Raw genomic sequence first — 20653 nt, forward strand, 5'->3', positions numbered from 1 at the left:
GAGGAAATTAATAAATGAAAACGTATAACATTGACAAAATTAGAAACGTTGCCCTAATCGGTCATGGAAGTTGTGGAAAAACTGCATTTACAGAAGCACTTTTATACATAACAAAAGTAACTAATCGTTTAGGAAAAGTTGAAGATGGTAATACAATATCAGATTTCGATAAAGAAGAAAAAGATAGACAGTTTTCAATTGGTACATCTATCATACCTGTAGAGTATGAAAATACTAAAATAAATTTCCTAGATACTCCAGGATACTTTGATTTTGTTGGAGAAGTATATGGAGCCATGAGAGTAGCAAGCGGAGCTGTAGTAGTAGTTGATGCAAGTTCCGGTGTAGAAGTAGGGACAGAAAAGGCATGGAAATATGCTGAAGAAAGAAATATGCCAAGAATCATCTTACTTAATAAAATGGATAAAGAAAACGTTGATTTTGATAAAGTACTGGAAGAATTAAGACAAAAGTTTGGTAAAAAAGTAGTTCCATTTGCAGTTCCAATAGGAAAAGAAGAGTCCTTTAATGGATATGTAGATATTATAAGAAGACAAGGTTATATTCTTGATGGAAAGGTATGTGTACCTAAAGATGCTCCTTCTGATGCAATGGATAAAGCTGAAGAATTACGTGCTGAATTAATGGAATCAGTTGCAGAAACAGATGAAGAAATGCTTGAAAAATTTTTCAGTGGCGAAGAGTTCACCGATGAAGAAATACATAATGGATTAAGGCAAGCTGTTATGACAGGGGATTTAGTACCTGTTGTAGTTGGTTCTGCTTCAAGAGCAGTTGGAGCTAATTTACTAATGCATATGATTGTAGAATACCTACCAAGTGCAGAAGATTTAAAAGAAGTTAAGGGAACGAATAATGGAAAAGAAGAAGTTCGCAAAGTTAGTCCGTCTGAACCGTTATCAGCACTTGTATTTAAAACTATTGTTGACCCGTTTGTAGGTAAAATTTCTTTATATAAAGTTTTATCAGGTGTTCTTAAGAAGGATATGGAAATTTACAATGCGAGTAATAGAGAGACAGAAAGAGTCGGAAATATATTTTTCCTAAGAGGAAAGGATCAAATTGAATCTTCAGAAATATCATCAGGAGATATAGGAGCTACATCAAAGCTTCAAAACTTCAAAACTGGCGATACGATTTCATTAAAATCTAATCCTATTGTTTATGATAGTATAGATTTCCCTAAACCATGTTACTTTATGGCGGTTAGTGCTACTACTAAGGATAATGATGAAAAAGTGGGAATTGGTCTTAATAAATTAAACGAAGAAGACCCAACTTTTACTTTAGAAAGAAATGTCGAAACAAAGGAACAAATTATTGGTGGACAGGGAAATATGCAATTATCAGTTATTGCAAGTAAACTTAAAAATCATTATAAGGTTGATGTAAATTTAACTAATCCTAAAGTTGCTTATAGAGAAACAATTAAAGGTAAATCTGATGTTCAAGGTAAACACAAAAAACAATCAGGTGGAGCAGGCCAATATGGAGATGTTCATATTAGATTTGAACCAACAACAGAAGAATTTGAATTTACAGAAGAAATATTTGGAGGTTCAGTTCCTAGAAACTATATACCAGCAGTTGAAAAAGGATTAAGAGAATGCTTAGAAAAAGGCGTTTTAGCTGGTTGTAAGGTTGTTAATATGAAAGCAACATTATATGATGGTTCATATCATGATGTAGACTCTAATGAAATGGCATTTAAAATAGCAGCATCTCTAGCCTTTAAAAAAGGTATGATGGAAGCTAAACCAGTTCTTCTTGAACCAATAGCTAAAGTTGAAATAAACATTCCTGATGAGTACATGGGCGATATAATGGGTGACATGAATAAAAGAAGAGGAAGAATCCTCGGGATGGAACAACAACAAGATGGAACTCAAATGGTACTTGCAGAAGCACCAATGGCTGAAATGTACACATATGCTATAGATTTGAAATCCATGACTCAAGCAAGAGGAAGCTTTACAATGGAGTTCTTAAGATATGACGATATGCCAAACAATATGGCAGAAAAAGTTATTGAAGAATATAAAGCAAAGAATGATAATTAAGTTTAAAAATCAAACAACAGATGCGTTGGGGACAGTCCCCAACGCATTAATAATTTTTTAAAAAAACAGAGGTTATAGCAATTCTATAAAATAGCTATAATTTTATTAGGAGGGAACGGTATGTTTGTTAGTAATACTAAGGAATTTATATTTAGAAATGCTAAATATATTTTACTATTAACATTATTGGTAATATTATTTTTTCTAAACGTAGAGAAGCAAAATCGTTTAAATGAACTTTTAATTGATAAAGGTATTAAAGGGACTTATATTATGGGTGATGAAATGTCAGGAGATGCTGAATATTTAGTTTTTGATAAAACTAATTATTATAGGTATAAGCAATTTAATTTTTTGGAAAAAGGTGAATATGAGAACATTGATAAAAATGTCTATATTTTAAAAAAAGATCCAAAAGAGTATGTTGTTTACAACAAACAGGAAATTTATTATTTTAATTTAAAACAGAATAGTGTTCATTTTTATTCTAAGATAGAAGATGTTTCTTTATTTATTAATGTAGTACCTGATAGAAATTAAAGAAGGGGCTAGTAACTAGCTTAACATTAAACGTCTAGGATATAATATCGAGAGGTTTTTTTATGATTTTTCTATGTATTTAAAATTTCATTTGCAAATTATATAAAATAGTATATAATATAGGGAAATAGAAATAATTAATTAACAATGATAAAAGCTACGATTTATGAATTTCTGCAGAGAGCCGATGGTTGGTGTGAATCGGTGAAAGGAAAAATCTTTCCACTTTTGGAGTTATCGGTGATAAATCGAGGGTTGGTACCCTTTATAGTACTTACGAGTGGTCAGTTATTCTAATAACTGGCAAATTGAGTGGCACCACGAATCTTTCGTCTCATAGTAGATGAAAGATTTTTTTATTTATATTTAAATTTATGGGAGGAAAAATATGTTAGATTTAAGATTTGTTAGAGAAAATCCTGAATTAGTAAAACAAAATATTAAAAATAAATTTCAGGACAATAAGCTGCCTTTAGTAGATGAAGTATTAACTTTAGATATTGAAAACAGAGAAACAATACAAAAAGCTGATTCATTAAGAGCAGAAAGAAATAAAATATCCAAAGAAATTGGCGGATTAATGTCAAAAGGGAAAAAAGAAGAAGCTGAAGAACTTAAAAGAAGAGTAGTGGCCAATCAAGAGGAACTAGCTCAATTAGAAAAGAAAGAAAATGAATTAGAAAAAAGAATACAAAAAATAATGATGACAATTCCTAATATCATTGACCCAAGTGTTCCATTAGGAAAAGACGACAGTGAAAATGTTGAAGTTCAGAGATATGGTGAACCTGTAGTTCCTAATTTTGAAGTACCATATCATACTGATATCATGGAAAAGTTTAATGGTATTGATTTAGATAGTGCAAGAAAAGTAGCTGGTAATGGATTTTATTACTTAATGGGAGATATAGCAAGACTTCATTCTGCAGTGATATCATATGCTAGAGATTTTATGATTGATCGTGGATTCACATATTGTATTCCGCCTTTTATGATTCGTAGTGAAGTTGTTACAGGAGTTATGAGTTTTGCTGAAATGGATGCAATGATGTACAAAATAGAGGGAGAGGATTTGTACTTAATTGGTACTAGCGAGCACTCAATGATTGGTAAGTTCATCGATACTATATTACCAGAATCAAAATTGCCACAAACTTTAACTAGTTATTCTCCATGCTTTAGAAAGGAAAAAGGAGCTCACGGTGTAGAAGAAAGAGGCGTTTATAGAATACATCAATTTGAAAAACAAGAAATGATAGTAGTATGTAAACCTGAAGACAGTATGATGTGGTATGATAAATTATGGCAAAATACTGTGGATTTATTTAGAACATTAGATATTCCTGTTAGAACATTGGAGTGTTGTTCAGGAGATTTAGCTGATTTAAAAGTAAAATCAGTTGACGTTGAAGCTTGGTCTCCAAGACAGAAAAAATATTTCGAAGTAGGAAGTTGTTCTAATTTAGGGGATGCTCAAGCTAGACGTTTGAAAATTCGTGTTAATGGAGAAAAGGGCAAATATTTTGCGCATACATTAAACAATACAGTAGTCGCTCCTCCTAGAATGTTGATAGCATTTTTAGAAAATAATTTAAACGAGGATGGTTCAGTTAATATTCCAGTAGCATTACAGCCTTATATGGGTGGAAATACTATAATAAAATAAAAAAAGTGAGCAGTATATATAGATTTCCATTAGTATAAATAATACTCCTCTTTGTAATAAACAGCATTTTCGTTTGCTAAAAGAGGAGTTGTTTTTCTTTATTCTACTATTGCACCTTTTTAAGTGCCTTTACTATATCTTTGGGTTTTAACACTTTACCAAAAGACACTACCTTTTCATCAATTACTAGTGCTGGAGTTTGAAGCACTCCATAAGATACAATATCCTTCATGTCTTCTATTTTTACTATTTCTGCTTCGATTCCCAATTCCTTTACAGCATCTTCTGTATTTTTCTTTAAAGCTATACAATTTTTACAACCTGAACCTAAAATTTTAATTACCATAATAAATCTCCTTTTATTATTTTTTAATAATTATATAAATATATATCCGAATGCATTAAATGCATAACCGATTATAATAATACCTATTGTTACTAAGCCGACAAATATTCCTAAAAGCTTAACCTTGACAACTTGTTTTAGCATTACTATTGATGGCAGAGACAATGCAGTTACTCCCATCATGAATGAAAGAGCTGTTCCCAATCCAACACCTTTCAATACAAGAGCTTCAGCAATTGGCAATGTTCCAAATATATCAGCATACATTGGTATTCCGGCAAAAGTTGCTACGAGAACTGAATACCACTTATCTTTACCTAATATTGCAGATATTAAAGATTCTGGAATCCAATTGTGAATAGCAGCACCAATTCCAACGCCTATTAAAATATATATCCATACTCTTTTTACTATTTCCAATACTTGTTCTTTTGCAAAATCAATTCTGTCATGAACAGTTAATTCTTCCTGCTCTGTTTCAAGAACCTTATTACCGTATACAAATGGTTCTACATAATCTTCAAGTTTTAATTTGCTTATTATAGTTCCACCTGCTACAGCAAGTATTAGACCGACAATGACGTATGCTATTGCAATTTTCCAATTAAATATACTTGCAAGTAAAATAACCGAAGCTAAATCTACTAGTGGTGAAGATATTAAAAATGAAAATGTAATACCTAATGGTAATCCTGCACTTGTAAATCCAATAAACAAAGGAATTGAAGAGCAGGAGCAAAATGGTGTAACTGTTCCAAGCAATGCACCTAAGATATTACCTGTTATTCCACTAAATCTTCCTAATATTTTTTTAGTTCTTTCAGGAGGAAAATAACTTTGTATATATGAAATTGCAAATATCAAAACTGATAATAGTATAAATATTTTTATTACATCATATATAAAAAAGTGAATACTTCCACCTAGTCGTTCATTAATACTTAAATTAAATACATTTTCTACTAAAAGCTTTATTAAATTGTAAAGCCATTCCATTTTAAGTAATTGGTTATTCAACCATTCAAATATAAACAATTCAATTCTCCTTAATCATTATTTTACACTGATTTTTCAGCTATATTGTTTATGAAATCTTTTAAAATTACAAGGTTATTTTTATTAATAGTATATTTAGTCCAAATTCCATCTTTTCTGCTGTCTACTAAGCCACTTTTACATAGAATTTTCATATGATAAGACAATGTAGGTTGTGTTATTTTAAACTCTTCCAAAATAATACAAGCACAAAGTTCTCCTTGAGTAAGCATTTCAAATATTTTAACTCTTGTTTCATCTGAAAGAGCTTTCATGTATAATGCATAATTTTCATATTTTTCAGCCAATTTTACACCTCTTTTATTAATTTGACATATAGATAATTATCTATATGTATTATATTCATCATATTGATAATTGTCAATATGTTTATGAAAATTTTTTTGAATATAAAACTGATTTTACATAGATTTTACAAAAAATATGATATTAATACATTGACATATAGTTATATATCAATATATAATTTGATAAATTAAATGATTAATGTAAAGGAGAATTATAGTGAGTAATAATAAACCAAAGGTAGCATTTATATGTGTTCATAATTCATGCAGAAGTCAAATTGCAGAAGCTCTTGGAAAATACTTTGCATCTGATGTATTTGACAGTTATTCGGCGGGAACTGAAACTAAACCACAAATAAACCAAGATGCAGTGAGATTGGTGAAAAAAATTTACGATATTGATATAAATCAAAAACATTATTCTAAATTAATAACGGAACTTCCTGAAATAGATATAGTAATAAAGATGGGATGTAATGTTATTTGTCCATTTGTTGAAAGCAAATACGAAGAAGATTGGGGTTTAGACGATCCTACAGGAAAAAGTGATGAGGAATTTGAAAGGGTAATTGCTGAAATTGAAAAGAAAATTAAGGAACTAAAAAATAAGATTTTAAATCAAAAATTGTATTAACAATATCTATTTGATTGATAAAATATTCTATTAAATTATATCAAATAGATTTTATTTAAAATCGCATATGCGTATATGCTCATTTAAGAATATATAAGGAGATGACAATTTGATTGAAATTTTTAAAGCATTGGCAGATGAAACAAGATTACGTATTTTATCACAATTATTAAAAGACGAGATGTGTGTATGTGAAATTGAAGATTGTTTAGAACTTACACAATCTAATGCGTCTAGACATTTGACTGTACTTAAAAAAGCAGGTATTTTAGAAAGTTATAAAAAAGCACAGTGGACTTATTATAATATTAGTGATGAATTTAAGAGTAAAAATATGGAACTATATAAATATCTAATAAAAATGATAAGTGGGTTGTCTTGTTATGAAAGAGACAGTCAAAGGTTTAAAAAATGCAAGGCAAATGATTTGTGCAACAATAAATAAATTTTGGAGGACTTTATTATGAGCAAAGAAAATAAATCAGAAATAGGATTTTTTCAAAAATATTTAACATTATGGGTAGCGCTTTGTATGGTAACAGGTGTATTAATTGGAAAATTCATACCATCAATACCAGAGTTTTTTGGCAATTTTGAATATGCTAATGTTTCAATACCAACTGCTATACTTATTTGGGTAATGATTTATCCTATGATGATGAAGGTAGATTTTCAAAGTATTAAAAATGTAGGCAAAAACCCAAAAGGTCTTTATGTTACTTGGATTACTAATTGGATTATTAAACCTTTTTCAATGTATGCAATAGCTTCATTCTTTTTATTTGTAGTTTTTAAGAACTTTATTGCTTCTGAACTTGCAACGGAATATTTGGCAGGGGCAGTATTACTCGGTGCAGCTCCATGCACAGCAATGGTATTTGTATGGAGTACCTTAACTAAGGGTAACCCCGCTTATACAGTAGTTCAAGTAGCTACTAATGATTTAATCATATTAGCAGCCTTTATACCTATAGTAAAATTTTTATTAGGAGTTAGCAATGTTTCAGTTCCATGGGACACATTAGTATTATCAGTTATTCTTTTTGTAGTAATACCTTTAACTGGTGGTGTATTAACTAGGTTGAACATAATTAAGAAAAAAGGGTTGGAATATTTTGAAAACAAGTTTTTGCCAAAATTTGATGGAGTAACTACTGCGGGTTTATTATTAATGTTGATTCTATTATTCTCTTTTCAAGGAGAGACTATTTTAAATAATCCGTTACATATTTTGTTAATAGCTATACCACTTACAATTCAGACTATTTTAATATTTTTTATAGCTTATTTAGCATGTAAATGGTTTAAATTGCCCTATGAAATCGCGGCACCTGCAGGCATGATAGGAGCATCTAATTTTTTTGAACTTGCAGTAGCTGTAGCAATAGCATTATTCGGTATGGATTCACCGGCAGCATTAGCTACAACAGTTGGTGTATTAACTGAAGTTCCAACAATGCTTTTTCTTGTATATATAGCCAATAGTACTAAGAACTGGTTTCCTACATCTAAATAAATATTATTATTGAATATGAATAAGGACCTTTCAAGTGAAATATTTTTACTTGAAAGGTCTTTTATTGTGATGTACAATTGCAGTATCTATTATAGAAAACAAGAGGATATGATAATGCCTGAAAAAATTTATGATAACAAAATAATAAGAAAAAAGATATTTTTACTTATTATACCAGTGATGCTGGAAAATATATTTCAAGTATCGGCTGGTCTCATATCAGCTGCAATGATAGGAAGGCTTACTCCTACACTTATATCTTCTCAAGGAATTTGTACCAGAATAACAGGGGTATTATGGTGCTTATTTAAAGGCATTGGGGTAGGAGCAACAGTTATTATCGCTAAAACATATGGTAAAAGTGATATGACAAAGTGTAAAAAGACATTTGAACAAACAGTTATTACAGGAGTTTTAATTGCAGTTGCCTTAATAATTATAATATTATTTAATTCATCAAAGATTTTATCTTTTTTCACAACCAATACTGAAACATTATTTCATTCAAGTGAATATTTGAAAATAGTTATTTTAACAGCACCCTTTCTTTTGATTATGTCAGTAGTAACAGCTGCATTTCAAGGTTGTGGAAATACGAAAACTCCCATGTATATTGCGATTGTTGTTAATATAATAAATGTGATGCTAGGATATGTGCTCATATATGGTAAGTTTGGATTTCCAAGATTATCACTTATAGGTGCAGCCTTAGCGCTTTTAATTGCACAGATATCAGGTGCTTTATTAGGTTTTTATCTTCTATACAATAAAACACATGGGTTATTTAGTATTATTGACAAATTTGATTTAAAGTTAAATTTTAATTTAATGAAAAAAGTTTATTCTATTGGCATACCAGCAGCATTTGAAAGTATGTTTTGGCAACTTTCTGCTATAGTTATGAGTAAAATAATACTTTCCTATGGAGAGGTTACTTTTTCAGCATATCAACTTGGGTTACAAGCTGAGTTATTATCAGAGATGCCTGCTATAGGAGTGGGGGTTGCTGCCACATCATTAACTGCCAATGCTATTGGAAAACGAGACGGCGCATTATTACAAATATATACTAAACAATTAATTACTACTTCAACTATAATTAGTTTATTTTCATCTCTATTAATTATTATTTTTCCAAGTTTATTTATGAGCTTCTTTACAAATAATGCTGAAATTCAAGGGATAGGAATTAAATATCTCATTGTTATGGGCTTTATACAAATACCACAGAATTTAACTAAGGTATTAAGTGGAACTATTCGTTCAGCTGGTTATAAAAATATACCAATGATAATTTCATTTTTAGGAATTTGGGTAATTAGAGTACCTTTGGCACTTGTTTTTGCATATGTTATCAAACTTGATATAGTATTTATATGGTTATGTATGGCAATAGATCAAATATTCAAATGTATTATTAGTGCAACTGTTTTTAAAATGAAAAAAGTTAATTATATATCAACACCTAATTATAATAGCCAAAATTAAATGGGTAAATATTAAAGAAGTAAAATGGATATATTGCTATATACTGTTATTAATAAGATTAAATTACCATTATACCCTAAAAACTTATATAGATATTTTTGTTCACAGAATATACAATGCATATATAACGTACGATATATAAAATATATATTTAGTTTTATAGATTTATTAAGGGGGATAATGATGATAAAGAAAATACTAATATATTCATTAATGATAATGATGATTTTTTCAATGAATATTCAAATATATGCGGAAGAATATGATATACAAAGTAACTTTAACAATAAACTTGAAGAAAGAAATATTAATCCTGACAAGCCAATGATCGCATTAACATTTGATGATGGTCCATCTAAACTATATACTCCAAGAATTTTAGATATATTAGAAGAATATAATTCAGTTGGAACATTTTTTGTTTTAGGAAATAACGTAAAAAATAATAAAGATACTTTAATTCGAATGATTGAAAATGGACATGAAATAGGAAACCATAGTTATAATCACAAAGATATAACAACTTTGTCTGATGAAGAATTATATAAGCAAATAAAAGGAACAGATGATTTAATTAGAAATGCTACAGGATATACTCCATCTATAATGAGACCGCCTTATGGTACTAATAGTGAGGAGTATAATAAAAAAATATTCAAACCTATTATTCTTTGGTCTATTGACACCCTTGATTGGGAAAATAGAAATACTGAAATAATAATTAATAATATTCTTGACAATGTTAAAGATGGTGATATTATTCTGTTGCATGATTTATATGACAGTACTGCTGAAGCTGTGGAAAAAGTAGTGCCTGAACTTATAAATAGAGGATATCAACTTGTAACTGTTAGTGAATTATATGAATATAGAAATACAACATTAACAGCTGGAATAAAATATAGTAATATGTACAAATAATATTAAAACTTTACGGGACACATATATGTGTCCCGTAAACTATCAACAAAATAACACCCACAACGTAGGGGACGCATTGTATGCGTACCGTGACCCGAAATAACATCCATAATATATTTGCGTATTTCCCGCCTACAGTATGCATAAAATGTATACCCTATAATATAAAAAAGATATATTTTTACAAAAAAATACTTTTTACTTGCAAAATAAATGTCAAACATCTATAATAGCTGTATAAATATAACAGATTATGGATGGAGGCTAGGGCGATGAGGTTATTTGGAGGTATATTAGGTACTAATATTATTTATGGAATACAAGAAGTAAATTCAGGTAATTTAAGTAAAAAATTTGGTAGAAAAGATTCAAGACGGAAAGTACTTACTGAAGGTTTAAACAAATTAATAAATAATTATAGAAAGGTTCTTGCTCAAGTTGGTATGAATTCTGACACTCTTTTTAATAGAACAAAAAAACTGTCTGCTATAACAATGGAAACGAGTTCTGCAATGCAAGAAATATCTGGAACAATTGAGGAAATTGCTACAGGAGTAGAGCGACAAAATAATATGACTAATAATATTATGGACAGTAGCCAAAAATTAGTAGAACTTGCAAATGAGACGAGCATTAAAGTTGAAAATGCAAAAAACAATTTGGAGGAAACTGTTTTAGGGTTTAGGGATAACGGTGAAGTTTTACAGCAATTAATTGAGAAAATGCAATCAAGGTCAAATGATAATATTCTATTATCACAACAAACAAAGGAAACGTCAGAAAACCTTAAAACTATGAATGGCATCATAGATGTAGTGAAAAATATTTCTGAACAAACAAATTTACTCGCAATAAACGCTTCAATTGAAGCATCCAGAGCAGGAGAGGCTGGAAAGGGTTTTTCTGTTATTGCTAATGAAATAAGATCACTAGCTGAAGAATCTAATAAGGCAGCCGATGAAATAGGAAAAATACTCAGCAATTTTGAAAATGAAATCTTGGATTTAATTAATTCTTTTGATAAAGGAATAAGTCAAGAACAAGAAAATTCAAATATATTGTCTAAAGCAGAAAAAGGTTTTCAAGGCATGATTGAAACTAGTGATTTAACTGTATCAACAATGTTTCAAGTATGTGAAGGCATTGAGTTACAAAAGAACGAAATTGAAAGTATGAATAGTCATCTTATTCAAATTACTTCTGTTTCAGATGAAATTAGTGAGGCAACACGACAAGTAGCTTCAGTAATAGAAGAGCAAACAAATAAAATTGAAATAATGGCACAGGAAACAGAATCATTTGAGAGAATGAGTGAGGCAATGACAAATGTTATAAAAGAACACTCGCAAGTTAAAATTCCAAAGGATAAATTAGAATCGATAAAAAATAAATGGACAGCCTTTGTTAAAGATTTAGTACAAAATCCTGATATAATTAAGTTGGATAGTAAAGTACATACGAAATTGTTTAAAGAGCTTTCAAGACAGCATAATGATAAAATTGTTCTTTATACATATAAGCCTGATAGTACTAGAGTAGGTTGCAATCTTGACAATATCCCTCAGATAGATTTGAGAGACCGACCATGGTTTATTGGTGCTTTGGAAGGAAAAGTATATATTTCTGATTTATATATCACTACAGATACAAATGAAATTGTATTAACTATAGCTTCTCCAATTTTTGATAAAGGTAAGTCTATAGCAGTTTTAGGATTAGATGTAGTAATAGAAAGTTAATAAATTAAAAACTATCACCTCTCGCATAAACGAGAGGTTTTTTGAGTAGAAAATAATAAGAATTAAGAAAAATTGAGAAAAATTGAGAAAACATTATAAAATATAGCTAATTAAGGAATATTTGATGAATTTTAATGAAAATTATTTGAAAATAAATATTGATTTAAGAAATAATAATGATATAATAAATTAAAGGTCAAAGAAAGTCAAAGTCAAAGACAGAACTAAGGTTAAATACTAAAATATTAGTTAGGAAGTGATAAGTTGTCAAATTTAAGTGATATAATTGAAGGTTTTATAAAGGAGTTAATGGATTCCAATGAAGAAAGTGCAATAGAAATCCAAAGAAATTTGCTTGCTCAACAATTTGATTGTTCTCCTTCTCAAATTAATTATGTTTTGACTACTAGGTTTAATAATGACAGAGGATATATTATTGAAAGTAGAAGGGGTGGCGGAGGTTATATAAGAATTTTCAAAGTAAAATCTTCAAAGCAAGATGAATTGGATAAAATATTTGGTGATAGCATAGGTGAAAGTATAACTATTAATAAAGCTCTTGATATAATTGAAATTTTAGCCGATAGAGGTATAATCTCACAAAGAGAACAAAGAATAATGAAAAGAGCTATAAATGATAGAGCATTAAAGGAAGTCTCCTATGATAACAGAAACAAGTTTAGAGCTGATATATTGAAAGAAATGATTTTAGCATTGATAGAACAATAATAAAGATATTTAAATGGGAGGTATATTATGTTATGTAATGAATGTGGTAAAAATGAAGCTACAGTTCATGTAACACATATAATTAATGGAAAAAAGACTGAAAGCCATTTGTGTGAAGAGTGTGCTAAAAAGAATCAATCTATATTTAATTCAGGATTTTCTATGGAAAATATGTTTTCTGCAATGTTGAATAATGCTTTTAGTACAACATCATATTTATCTAGTAAAGGTTGTTCTACTTGTGGAATGACATTTGAGCAATTTAAAAAAAATGGTAAATTTGGTTGTAGTGATTGCATTGATACGTTTAAAACTAAACTTATGCCAGTCGTAAAAAATATACAGGGATATGATACCCATAAGGGTAAAATTCCAAGAAGGGATGGGGGAACATATAGAATACAAAAGGATATTGAAAAATTAAAAATTGAATTAAAACAAGCAATTGAAGCAGAAGAATATGAAAAAGCTGCAGAATTGAGAGATAGAATAAGAAATATGGAAAGTACGTTATAATTATGAGGAGGGCTAAATATGGATTACAATGATATTGTGGTAACTAGCCGAATTAGATTGGCAAGGAATTTAAAGAATTATAAATTTCCTACTAAAATGTCAAATGAAGAATCGAATAAAATTATTAATGATGTAAATGATGCTATAAATAGTATTGGATTGAATTATAAATTGACATATATGAAAGATTTAAGTGAAACTGAGAAAAATGTTCTCGTTGAAAGACATTTAATTAGTCCAGGATTAGGAGAAAAAAAGAATGATGGAGCATTTCTTTTAAGTCCAGATGAAAGTGTTTCTATTATGATAAATGAAGAAGACCATGTAAGAATCCAATCATTAGGACAGAATATGTCATTAATGGAATGTTGGGATATTAGTAATAAAATTGATGATGTTTTAGAGGAAAAACTAGATTACACTTTCGATAAGGATTTAGGATATATAACAAGTTGTCCAACTAATTTAGGAACGGGAATGAGAGCATCTGTTATGATGCATTTGCCAGCATTATCTATAACTAATCAAATTGATAAGCTTATTTACGGTGTTTCACAACTAGGAGTAGCTGTTAGAGGAGTATATGGTGAAGGTACAAAATCTTTAGGACATTTATATCAAATTTCTAATCAAGGTACATTAGGTGCATCTGAGGAAACACTAATTGATAAGGTTACGCAAATTACAATGCAAATAGCACAAAAGGAAAAACATACGAGAGATTATCTTAATAAAAATAATATTGATGAACTTGAAGATGAAATATATAGGGCCTATGGATTGTTGACTAATGCTAAAAAAATGACTACTGATGAAGCTATGAAGTTATTGTCGTTGATAAAACTTGGAAGTGAAATGAAAATAATTGATAAGGTTAAAAATAAGAAGTTATATGAATTAATGATTAAAATACAACCCAATAATCTTTTATCTAAAGAAGGTAAGGATCTTACTGCGAAGGAAAGAGACTTTAAAAGGGCAGAATTAATTAGTAGAGAATTATTATCTTAAATATAGTTAAAATAGTATTAACGGATAAAGGAGATGAAATATATGATAAATGGTTTTAACAATTCAGCAAAAAAAGCTATTGAATTAGCACAAGAGGAAGTTAAAAAATTCAAACAAAATATGTTAGGAACAGAACATATTTTATTGGGCTTAATGATTGAAGAAGAAGGAATTGCTGGGAAAATACTTAGAGAAAAATTAAATGTAGATCAGGTTAGAGAAATTATTAAAAATTCGACAGGTATTGGTGATAAAATACCTGAGTTTATAACAATTAGCCCAAGGAGTAAATATATTATTGAATTAGCAAAACAATATTCAATACAACAAGGTGCTTCATATATAGGAACAGAGCATATACTATTGGCATTGATTGATGAAGGGGAAGGTATAGCTGCACAAATTGTTAAATCTGTTTCAAGTTTACAAGAACTGAAAAATGAAGTTGTTAAAACTTTAAATCAAGGGCAGGTAGGAGAAGGAAATTCAAATATAGGAGGCACTTCTCAAATTTCAAGTACTACAGGGACAAAAACTATTGATAAATATGGTACTGATTTAAATCAAAGGGCAAAAGAAGGGAAACTTGATCCAGTTATAGGTAGGGAAGATGTGATTGAAAGGGTAATTCAAATATTATCTAGAAGGACAAAAAATAATCCTGTTTTAATAGGAGAGCCTGGTGTAGGTAAGACAGCTATTGCAGAAGGATTAGCCCAAGAAATAGTTAAAGGAAATGTGCCGGAAATTTTAAAAGAAAAGAGAGTTATTACTCTTGATATGGCAGGTATGGTAGCTGGAGCGAAGTATAGGGGAGAATTTGAAGAAAGACTCAAAAATTCTGTAGATGAAATTAAAGCAGCTGGAAATATAATATTATTTATAGATGAACTTCATACTATTATTGGAGCAGGGGCTGCAGAAGGATCTATAGATGCATCTAATATACTCAAACCAACTTTGGCAAGAGGAGAATTACAAGTTGTTGGAGCTACAACTTTGGATGAATATAAAAAACATATAGAAAAGGATGCTGCTTTAGAAAGAAGATTTCAACCAATAACTGTAGAAGAGCCAACTGTAGATGATGCAATACTTATATTAAAGGGTTTGAGAGACAAATATGAAGCACATCATAAGGTAGCTATAACAGATGAAGCTATAGAAGCAGCAGCTAAGCTGTCTCATAGATATATATCAGATAGATTTTTACCTGATAAAGCAATTGACTTAATTGATGAAGCTGCTTCTAGAGCAAGACTTAAATCATCAACATTTCCTAAAGGATTAAAGGAAATAGAAGATAAATTAAAAGAAATTAATAATGAAAAGAAGGCAGCAATCACTAATCAAGATTTCGAAAAAGCTGCATCTTTAAGAGATGAAGAAAAGGAACTATCCCTAGAATTAGATAAACAAAAGAAACTATGGGCTGCAAAAAATTCAAAGGATTCAAGTATTGGAGCAGAAGAAATTGCTGGAATAATAGCTCAATGGACAGGAATACCAGTTAAAAAACTTCAAGGGGATGAATCTGAAAGATTGCTTAATATGGAGGAAATTCTTCATAAAAGAGTAATAGGTCAGGAAACAGCTGTAGATGCAATTGCAAAGGCTATAAGAAGGTCTAGAGTAGGACTTAAGGATCCTAAAAAGCCAATTGGTTCTTTTATATTTCTTGGACCAACAGGTGTTGGTAAGACGGAGTTATCTAAAGCTTTAGCTGAATCTATGTTTGGTGATGAAGATGCTATGATAAGAGTTGATATGTCAGAATACATGGAAAAACATTCGGTATCAAAATTAGTTGGTTCACCTCCTGGATATGTGGGATTTGATGATGGAGGACAATTGACAGAAAGAGTAAGAAGGAAACCATATTCAGTTATATTGTTTGATGAAATTGAAAAAGCACATCCAGATGTATTTAATATATTATTACAGATACTAGATGATGGTCGCTTAACTGATTCAAAGGGAAGAACTGTTGACTTTAAAAATACTGTAGTTATAATGACATCAAATGTTGGGGCAAGTACAATTAAGAAACAAAGAACATTAGGATTTGCCACAAGTTCTTCAAATGAAGAAAAAGATGAATATGAAAAAATGAAAGAAAATGTAATGAGTCAGTTAAAGCAAACATTTAGACCAGAGTTTTTAAATCGTATAGATGAAATAATTGTATTCCATTCTTTAAATAAGGAACATATTAAAAAAATAGTTTCATTAATGATTGATAGTTTGTCAAAACGTCTTGAAACATTAAATATTAAAATCGAATTAGATGAAAAGGCAAAAGAATTATTAGCTGATGAAGGTTTTGATCCAGTATATGGAGCAAGACCGTTACAAAGAGCAATAAGAAGAAAAATAGAAGACAGATTGTCAGAAGAATTACTAAAAGGTACAGTTAAAAAATCTGATACAATTAAAATAAGTGCCAATGAAAAAGAGCTAGTCTTTAGCAACGAAAGTTAATTTAGAGGGAACCAACTTGGTCCCTCTTCTTTTATAACAGTGTTTATAATATTTGTAGGGTATGCATTGTATGCATACCGCGGGACGCATACAATGCGTCCCCTACAGTTTAAAAAATATCCATTTTATAGTATAATAAATGAAAAAGTCAATTTGTTGCGTATGTAATATCTATAATTGTATAAAGATAGGGAGTCAAATAATGGTAACACGTGAAGAAATATTAAAAATTGCTAAATTATCTAAACTAGCAATAAAAGAAAATGAAATTGAAGAACTGATAAAAGATATGAATCAAATAATCGATTTTGCTAATACAATTAATATGGTTGTTGAAGATGAAGACTATGATGAATTTGAGAATATTAATAATTTAGTAAATGTTTTTCATAAAGATGAAGTTTTAGAATCTTATGATAGAGATAATATATTAAAAAATAGAGATGGTGGAGAAAATGGTTACTTCTTTGTAAAAAGGTGCCTTCCTGAAACGTAGATAAAGGAAGTGGAAGTCTTTAAGTTTTATGGGAGGAATTATGGAGAAAACAATCAGTAAAATAAAATATATAAAGAATCTATTAGAAACTAAGCAAGTATCATGTATTGAATTGACTAATAAATATTTAGAAAGTATAGAAACAGAAAATAAAATATTAAATGCATATGTTAAAACTACTGAAGAAATAGCAATAGCTACAGCTAAATCTGTTGATGATAAAATTTCCAAAAGAGAAAAATTAAAGCCATTAGAAGGTATACCAATGACTTTAAAGGACAATATTTCTACGAAAGACGTGGAAACAACATGTTGTTCAAGGATGTTAAAAGGATATATACCAATTTATGATGCAACAGTATGGAGTATTTTAAAAGGTCAAAATGCAGTATTACTTGGGAAAACAAATATGGATGAATTTGCAATGGGATCTTCCTGTGAGACATCATGTTTCGGAGGAGCTATAAATCCACATAATTCTAAGTATGTAGCAGGTGGAAGTTCTGGCGGAGTAGCTTCAGCAGTAGGCGGAAATATTGCTGTTTATGGTTTAGGTTCTGACACAGGTGGTTCCATAAGGCAACCAGCTAGTTTTTGCGGTTTAGTTGGATTAAAACCTACTTATGGAGCTATATCAAGATATGGATTAATTGCATATGCATCAAGCTTAGAACAAATTGGACCTATTGCTAAAACTGTAGAGGATACAGCTTTAGTTTATGATTCTTTATCTATTTATGATACAAAGGATGCAACTTCACAGGGTAATAAGGGACAAACTGCAGAGGGTATTTTAAAAAATAGCATAAAGGGTATTAAAATAGGAATTGTAGAAGAATATTTTGAAGGTGTTAGAAGTGATATTAAAGAATCAATAAATGATGCAATTAAAGTTTATGAGGATTTAGGTGCGGAAATAATACATTTTAAGATACCACAATTAAAATATTCATTACCTGTTTATTATATTATAGCATGTGCTGAGGCTTCATCAAATTTAGGAAGATATGATGGAATTCGTTATGGATATAAATCATCTAGTTATGATGATATTAATGATATGATATGTAAAACACGAAGTGGCGGTTTTGGCAAGGAAGTACAAAGAAGAATTTTATTAGGTACTTATGTTTTAAGTGCAGGTTATTATGATGATTACTATAAAAAAGCTCAAAAGTTAAGGGGTTCTATAGTAAAGGCCTTTAGAGAAGCTTTTGATTTCTGTGATGTTATACTTGCTCCTACAGTTCCTAAGACAGCTTTTGAATTAAATTATACTTCAATAAACCCCATAGAAACATATATGACAGATATTTGTACTGTGGCGGTAAATATTGCTGGTCTTCCAGCAGTTTCAGTTCCATGTGGACTTGATAATAAGGGATTACCAATAGGTATGCAAATTATAGGAAACATTTTTGATGATGCTAAAATATTAAATGTAGCTTATAAATATGAACAACAATCTAGAAATAATATTTATAAAGATATAAAGATGGGAGTGAGTTTATGAGTTGGGAATTAATCGTCGGACTTGAAACTCATATTGAGCTTTCAACTAATACAAAAATTTTCTGCCAATGTACTACGGAATTTGGTGGAAAGCCAAATACTCATTGTTGCCCTGTTTGTATTGGATTACCAGGTACGCTGCCAAAGTTAAATATGAATGTTGTAAAATATGCGGTTAAGGCTGGACTTGCAACAAATTGTAATATAAATAATATTTCTAAAATGGATCGTAAAAATTATATGTATCCAGATTTACCAAAAGCATACCAAATAACTCAGTATGATAGACCTTTATGTGAAGGAGGTTATATAACATTATCATCAGGAAAAAAAATAAACATAACACGAATTCACATAGAAGAAGATGCTGGAAAGCTTGTACATGAAAAAGGAAATATCTTCATAGATTACAATAGAGGAGGTATCCCTCTGATAGAAGTTGTATCAGAGCCGGATATTAGAAGTATAGATGAAGCCTTAGAATATATTGAGAATCTTAGACTAATAATGAAGTATATTGGTGTATCAGATGTTAAAATGCAAGAAGGTTCGTTAAGATGTGATGTAAATATTTCTGTTAGAAAAGTTGGAGAAAAAGAGTTTGGTACGAGAACAGAGATTAAAAATATGAATTCTTTAAACTTTATTTCCAAAGCAATAGATTATGAGTTCAAGCGACAAATAAAAATATTAGAAGATGGTGGAGAGATTAACCAGGAAACGAGAAAATATAACAGTGATTTAAAGATTACTGAAAGTATGAGAGGAAAAGAGGATGTTGATGACTATAGATATTTTAGGGATCCTGATTTAGTTACTATATTAATTTCAGATGGTGAAATTGATAGAATTAAACATGAATTGCCAGAACTTCCTCATGTTAAATTTCAACGTTTTATTAAAGATTATAACTTGCCATATGCTGATGTTGAGTTGCTTATTAAATACAAAAAAGTCGCTGAATATTTTGAAGAAGCATGCAAGAATGTTGGTAATAATAAAATGGTTGCTAATTTTATGTTAGGACAAATATTTAGGTATTTATCTACAGAAGAAGAAAAGGATAATTGTAATATTCCTATTCCTCCTTATTATTTAAATGAACTTATAAAATTGATAGAAAAGAAAAAAATAACTTATAATATGGCAAAAAATACGTTAGAAAAAATGTTGGAAACAGGCGAATCTGTAAAAAACATAATATCAGAAAAGGATATGGTAATAATTGATGAAGGTGCACTTAAAATTCTTTGTGAAAAAGCTCTTTTAGAAAATAACGAAGCTGTAAAATCTTATTTAAATGGTAAGGAAAAGGCATTAAAATCAATTATAGGATATATTATGAAAGAAACAAATGGTAAAGCTGATGCAAAGTTAGCAAGTAAAATTATTAAAAAATTATTAGCAGGTATAAATTAACAATGAAGTTAAGAATTAAGAGAAAATTTAGAGAGACCCTCTAAATTTTTTATTATATAGGAAAGTTCTCCTTTCCTATATAACAAAAAACGAGGATTGCAAAGGACGGAACGTCCTTGCCGTTAAGGGGGGGGCTCAGTAAAAATGCTTTAATAAAGCATTTTTACGCCGAAGGGGGACATAGGTCCCCCTAGCGGGTGTTGCGAAGCAACTCT

At 29.7% G+C, this 20653-nt stretch carries 19 protein-coding genes and 1 other annotated feature; of the genes, 16 read left to right on the plus strand and 3 right to left on the minus strand.

Features of this window, described 5'->3' with window-relative positions:
• Nucleotides 1-14 precede the first annotated feature (14 nt).
• From fusA to serS, 3 genes are all read left to right on the plus strand, one after another.
• Nucleotides 15-2081, plus strand: a complete 2067-nt coding sequence (gene fusA, locus U8307_RS09725; protein WP_326907389.1) for an elongation factor G — start codon at nt 15-17, stop codon at nt 2079-2081.
• 120 nt (nt 2082-2201) lie between these two features.
• Nucleotides 2202-2621 carry a hypothetical protein gene (locus U8307_RS09730; RefSeq protein WP_326907391.1) on the plus strand — a complete coding sequence of 140 codons (420 nt, stop codon included), beginning with the start codon at nt 2202-2204 and terminating at the stop codon, nt 2619-2621.
• Between the two features lie 138 nt (nt 2622-2759).
• Nucleotides 2760-2961: a binding site (T-box leader), on the plus strand.
• A gap of 48 nt (nt 2962-3009) precedes the next feature.
• Nucleotides 3010-4287 (plus strand): serine--tRNA ligase, encoded by a 1278-nt coding sequence (gene serS, locus U8307_RS09735; protein ID WP_326907393.1) that lies wholly within the window; start codon nt 3010-3012, stop codon nt 4285-4287.
• A gap of 106 nt (nt 4288-4393) precedes the next feature.
• On the opposite strand, the gene U8307_RS09740 is transcribed toward serS, so the two are convergent.
• The 3 genes from U8307_RS09740 to U8307_RS09750 are packed head-to-tail and all read right to left on the minus strand — an operon-like array spanning nt 4394 to nt 5976.
• Nucleotides 4394-4633 carry a thioredoxin family protein gene (locus U8307_RS09740; RefSeq protein ID WP_326907395.1) on the minus strand — a complete coding sequence of 80 codons (240 nt, stop codon included), beginning with the start codon at nt 4631-4633 and terminating at the stop codon, nt 4394-4396.
• A gap of 30 nt (nt 4634-4663) precedes the next feature.
• Nucleotides 4664-5668 (minus strand): permease, encoded by a 1005-nt coding sequence (locus tag U8307_RS09745; protein ID WP_326907397.1) that lies wholly within the window; start codon nt 5666-5668, stop codon nt 4664-4666.
• A 23-nt stretch (nt 5669-5691) separates the two neighbouring features.
• Nucleotides 5692-5976, minus strand: a complete 285-nt coding sequence (locus U8307_RS09750) for an ArsR/SmtB family transcription factor (RefSeq protein ID WP_326907399.1) — start codon at nt 5974-5976, stop codon at nt 5692-5694.
• Nucleotides 5977-6193: 217 nt separating this feature from the next.
• Here U8307_RS09750 and U8307_RS09755 point away from each other — a divergent pair, with 217 nt between their 5' ends.
• The 13 genes from U8307_RS09755 to gatB all read left to right on the plus strand — a co-directional run bounded on the left by U8307_RS09755 (nt 6194) and on the right by gatB (nt 20438).
• Nucleotides 6194-6610 carry an arsenate reductase ArsC gene (locus tag U8307_RS09755; protein ID WP_326907401.1) on the plus strand — a complete coding sequence of 139 codons (417 nt, stop codon included), beginning with the start codon at nt 6194-6196 and terminating at the stop codon, nt 6608-6610.
• A 109-nt stretch (nt 6611-6719) separates the two neighbouring features.
• Entirely contained in the window at nt 6720-7055 is a 336-nt protein-coding gene (locus U8307_RS09760) for an ArsR/SmtB family transcription factor (protein WP_326907403.1), read from the plus strand.
• A gap of 18 nt (nt 7056-7073) precedes the next feature.
• A complete protein-coding gene (gene arsB, locus U8307_RS09765; protein ID WP_326907405.1) occupies nt 7074-8126 on the plus strand; it encodes an ACR3 family arsenite efflux transporter in 1053 nt (350 codons plus the stop codon).
• A 114-nt stretch (nt 8127-8240) separates the two neighbouring features.
• A complete protein-coding gene (locus U8307_RS09770) occupies nt 8241-9614 on the plus strand; it encodes an MATE family efflux transporter (RefSeq protein ID WP_326907406.1) in 1374 nt (457 codons plus the stop codon).
• Nucleotides 9615-9797: 183 nt separating this feature from the next.
• Nucleotides 9798-10535, plus strand: a complete 738-nt coding sequence (locus tag U8307_RS09775) for a polysaccharide deacetylase family protein (protein WP_326907407.1) — start codon at nt 9798-9800, stop codon at nt 10533-10535.
• A gap of 272 nt (nt 10536-10807) precedes the next feature.
• Nucleotides 10808-12274, plus strand: a complete 1467-nt coding sequence (locus U8307_RS09780; RefSeq protein WP_326907409.1) for a methyl-accepting chemotaxis protein — start codon at nt 10808-10810, stop codon at nt 12272-12274.
• Between the two features lie 264 nt (nt 12275-12538).
• A complete protein-coding gene (locus U8307_RS09785) occupies nt 12539-13003 on the plus strand; it encodes a CtsR family transcriptional regulator (protein ID WP_326907411.1) in 465 nt (154 codons plus the stop codon).
• A gap of 27 nt (nt 13004-13030) precedes the next feature.
• Nucleotides 13031-13519 (plus strand): UvrB/UvrC motif-containing protein, encoded by a 489-nt coding sequence (locus U8307_RS09790; RefSeq protein ID WP_326907413.1) that lies wholly within the window; start codon nt 13031-13033, stop codon nt 13517-13519.
• An 18-nt stretch (nt 13520-13537) separates the two neighbouring features.
• Nucleotides 13538-14530: a protein arginine kinase gene (locus U8307_RS09795; RefSeq protein WP_326907414.1), complete on the plus strand. Its 993-nt coding sequence runs from the start codon at nt 13538-13540 to the stop codon at nt 14528-14530.
• A 42-nt stretch (nt 14531-14572) separates the two neighbouring features.
• Nucleotides 14573-17011 (plus strand): ATP-dependent Clp protease ATP-binding subunit, encoded by a 2439-nt coding sequence (locus U8307_RS09800; protein WP_326907415.1) that lies wholly within the window; start codon nt 14573-14575, stop codon nt 17009-17011.
• A gap of 202 nt (nt 17012-17213) precedes the next feature.
• Nucleotides 17214-17507 (plus strand): Asp-tRNA(Asn)/Glu-tRNA(Gln) amidotransferase subunit GatC, encoded by a 294-nt coding sequence (gatC, locus tag U8307_RS09805; RefSeq protein WP_326907417.1) that lies wholly within the window; start codon nt 17214-17216, stop codon nt 17505-17507.
• 40 nt (nt 17508-17547) lie between these two features.
• Entirely contained in the window at nt 17548-19020 is a 1473-nt protein-coding gene (gene gatA, locus U8307_RS09810; protein ID WP_326907418.1) for an Asp-tRNA(Asn)/Glu-tRNA(Gln) amidotransferase subunit GatA, read from the plus strand.
• Nucleotides 19017-20438, plus strand: coding sequence for an Asp-tRNA(Asn)/Glu-tRNA(Gln) amidotransferase subunit GatB (gatB, locus tag U8307_RS09815; RefSeq protein WP_326907420.1), 1422 nt, complete (start codon nt 19017-19019; stop codon nt 20436-20438). Before gatA ends, gatB begins: the two co-directional genes overlap by 4 nt.
• Nucleotides 20439-20653: the final 215 nt, after the last annotated feature.

It is taken from the genome of Sedimentibacter sp. MB31-C6 (assembly GCF_035934735.1).
GTDB lineage: Bacteria > Bacillota > Clostridia > Tissierellales > Sedimentibacteraceae > Sedimentibacter.

Bases quoted from the DNA above. Each gene is read 5' to 3' on its own strand.
- fusA (WP_326907389.1), top strand. From the start codon at position 15: ATGAAAACGTATAACATTGACAAAATTAGAAACGTTGCCCTAATCGGT.
- U8307_RS09730 (WP_326907391.1), top strand. From the start codon at position 2,202: ATGTTTGTTAGTAATACTAAGGAATTTATATTTAGAAATGCTAAATAT.
- serS (WP_326907393.1), top strand. From the start codon at position 3,010: ATGTTAGATTTAAGATTTGTTAGAGAAAATCCTGAATTAGTAAAACAA.
- U8307_RS09740 (WP_326907395.1), bottom strand. From the start codon at position 4,633: ATGGTAATTAAAATTTTAGGTTCAGGTTGTAAAAATTGTATAGCTTTA.
- arsB (WP_326907405.1), top strand. From the start codon at position 7,074: ATGAGCAAAGAAAATAAATCAGAAATAGGATTTTTTCAAAAATATTTA.
- U8307_RS09770 (WP_326907406.1), top strand. From the start codon at position 8,241: ATGCCTGAAAAAATTTATGATAACAAAATAATAAGAAAAAAGATATTT.
- U8307_RS09775 (WP_326907407.1), top strand. From the start codon at position 9,798: ATGATAAAGAAAATACTAATATATTCATTAATGATAATGATGATTTTT.
- U8307_RS09780 (WP_326907409.1), top strand. From the start codon at position 10,808: ATGAGGTTATTTGGAGGTATATTAGGTACTAATATTATTTATGGAATA.
- U8307_RS09790 (WP_326907413.1), top strand. From the start codon at position 13,031: ATGTTATGTAATGAATGTGGTAAAAATGAAGCTACAGTTCATGTAACA.
- U8307_RS09795 (WP_326907414.1), top strand. From the start codon at position 13,538: ATGGATTACAATGATATTGTGGTAACTAGCCGAATTAGATTGGCAAGG.
- U8307_RS09800 (WP_326907415.1), top strand. From the start codon at position 14,573: ATGATAAATGGTTTTAACAATTCAGCAAAAAAAGCTATTGAATTAGCA.
- gatC (WP_326907417.1), top strand. From the start codon at position 17,214: ATGGTAACACGTGAAGAAATATTAAAAATTGCTAAATTATCTAAACTA.
- gatA (WP_326907418.1), top strand. From the start codon at position 17,548: ATGGAGAAAACAATCAGTAAAATAAAATATATAAAGAATCTATTAGAA.
- gatB (WP_326907420.1), top strand. From the start codon at position 19,017: ATGAGTTGGGAATTAATCGTCGGACTTGAAACTCATATTGAGCTTTCA.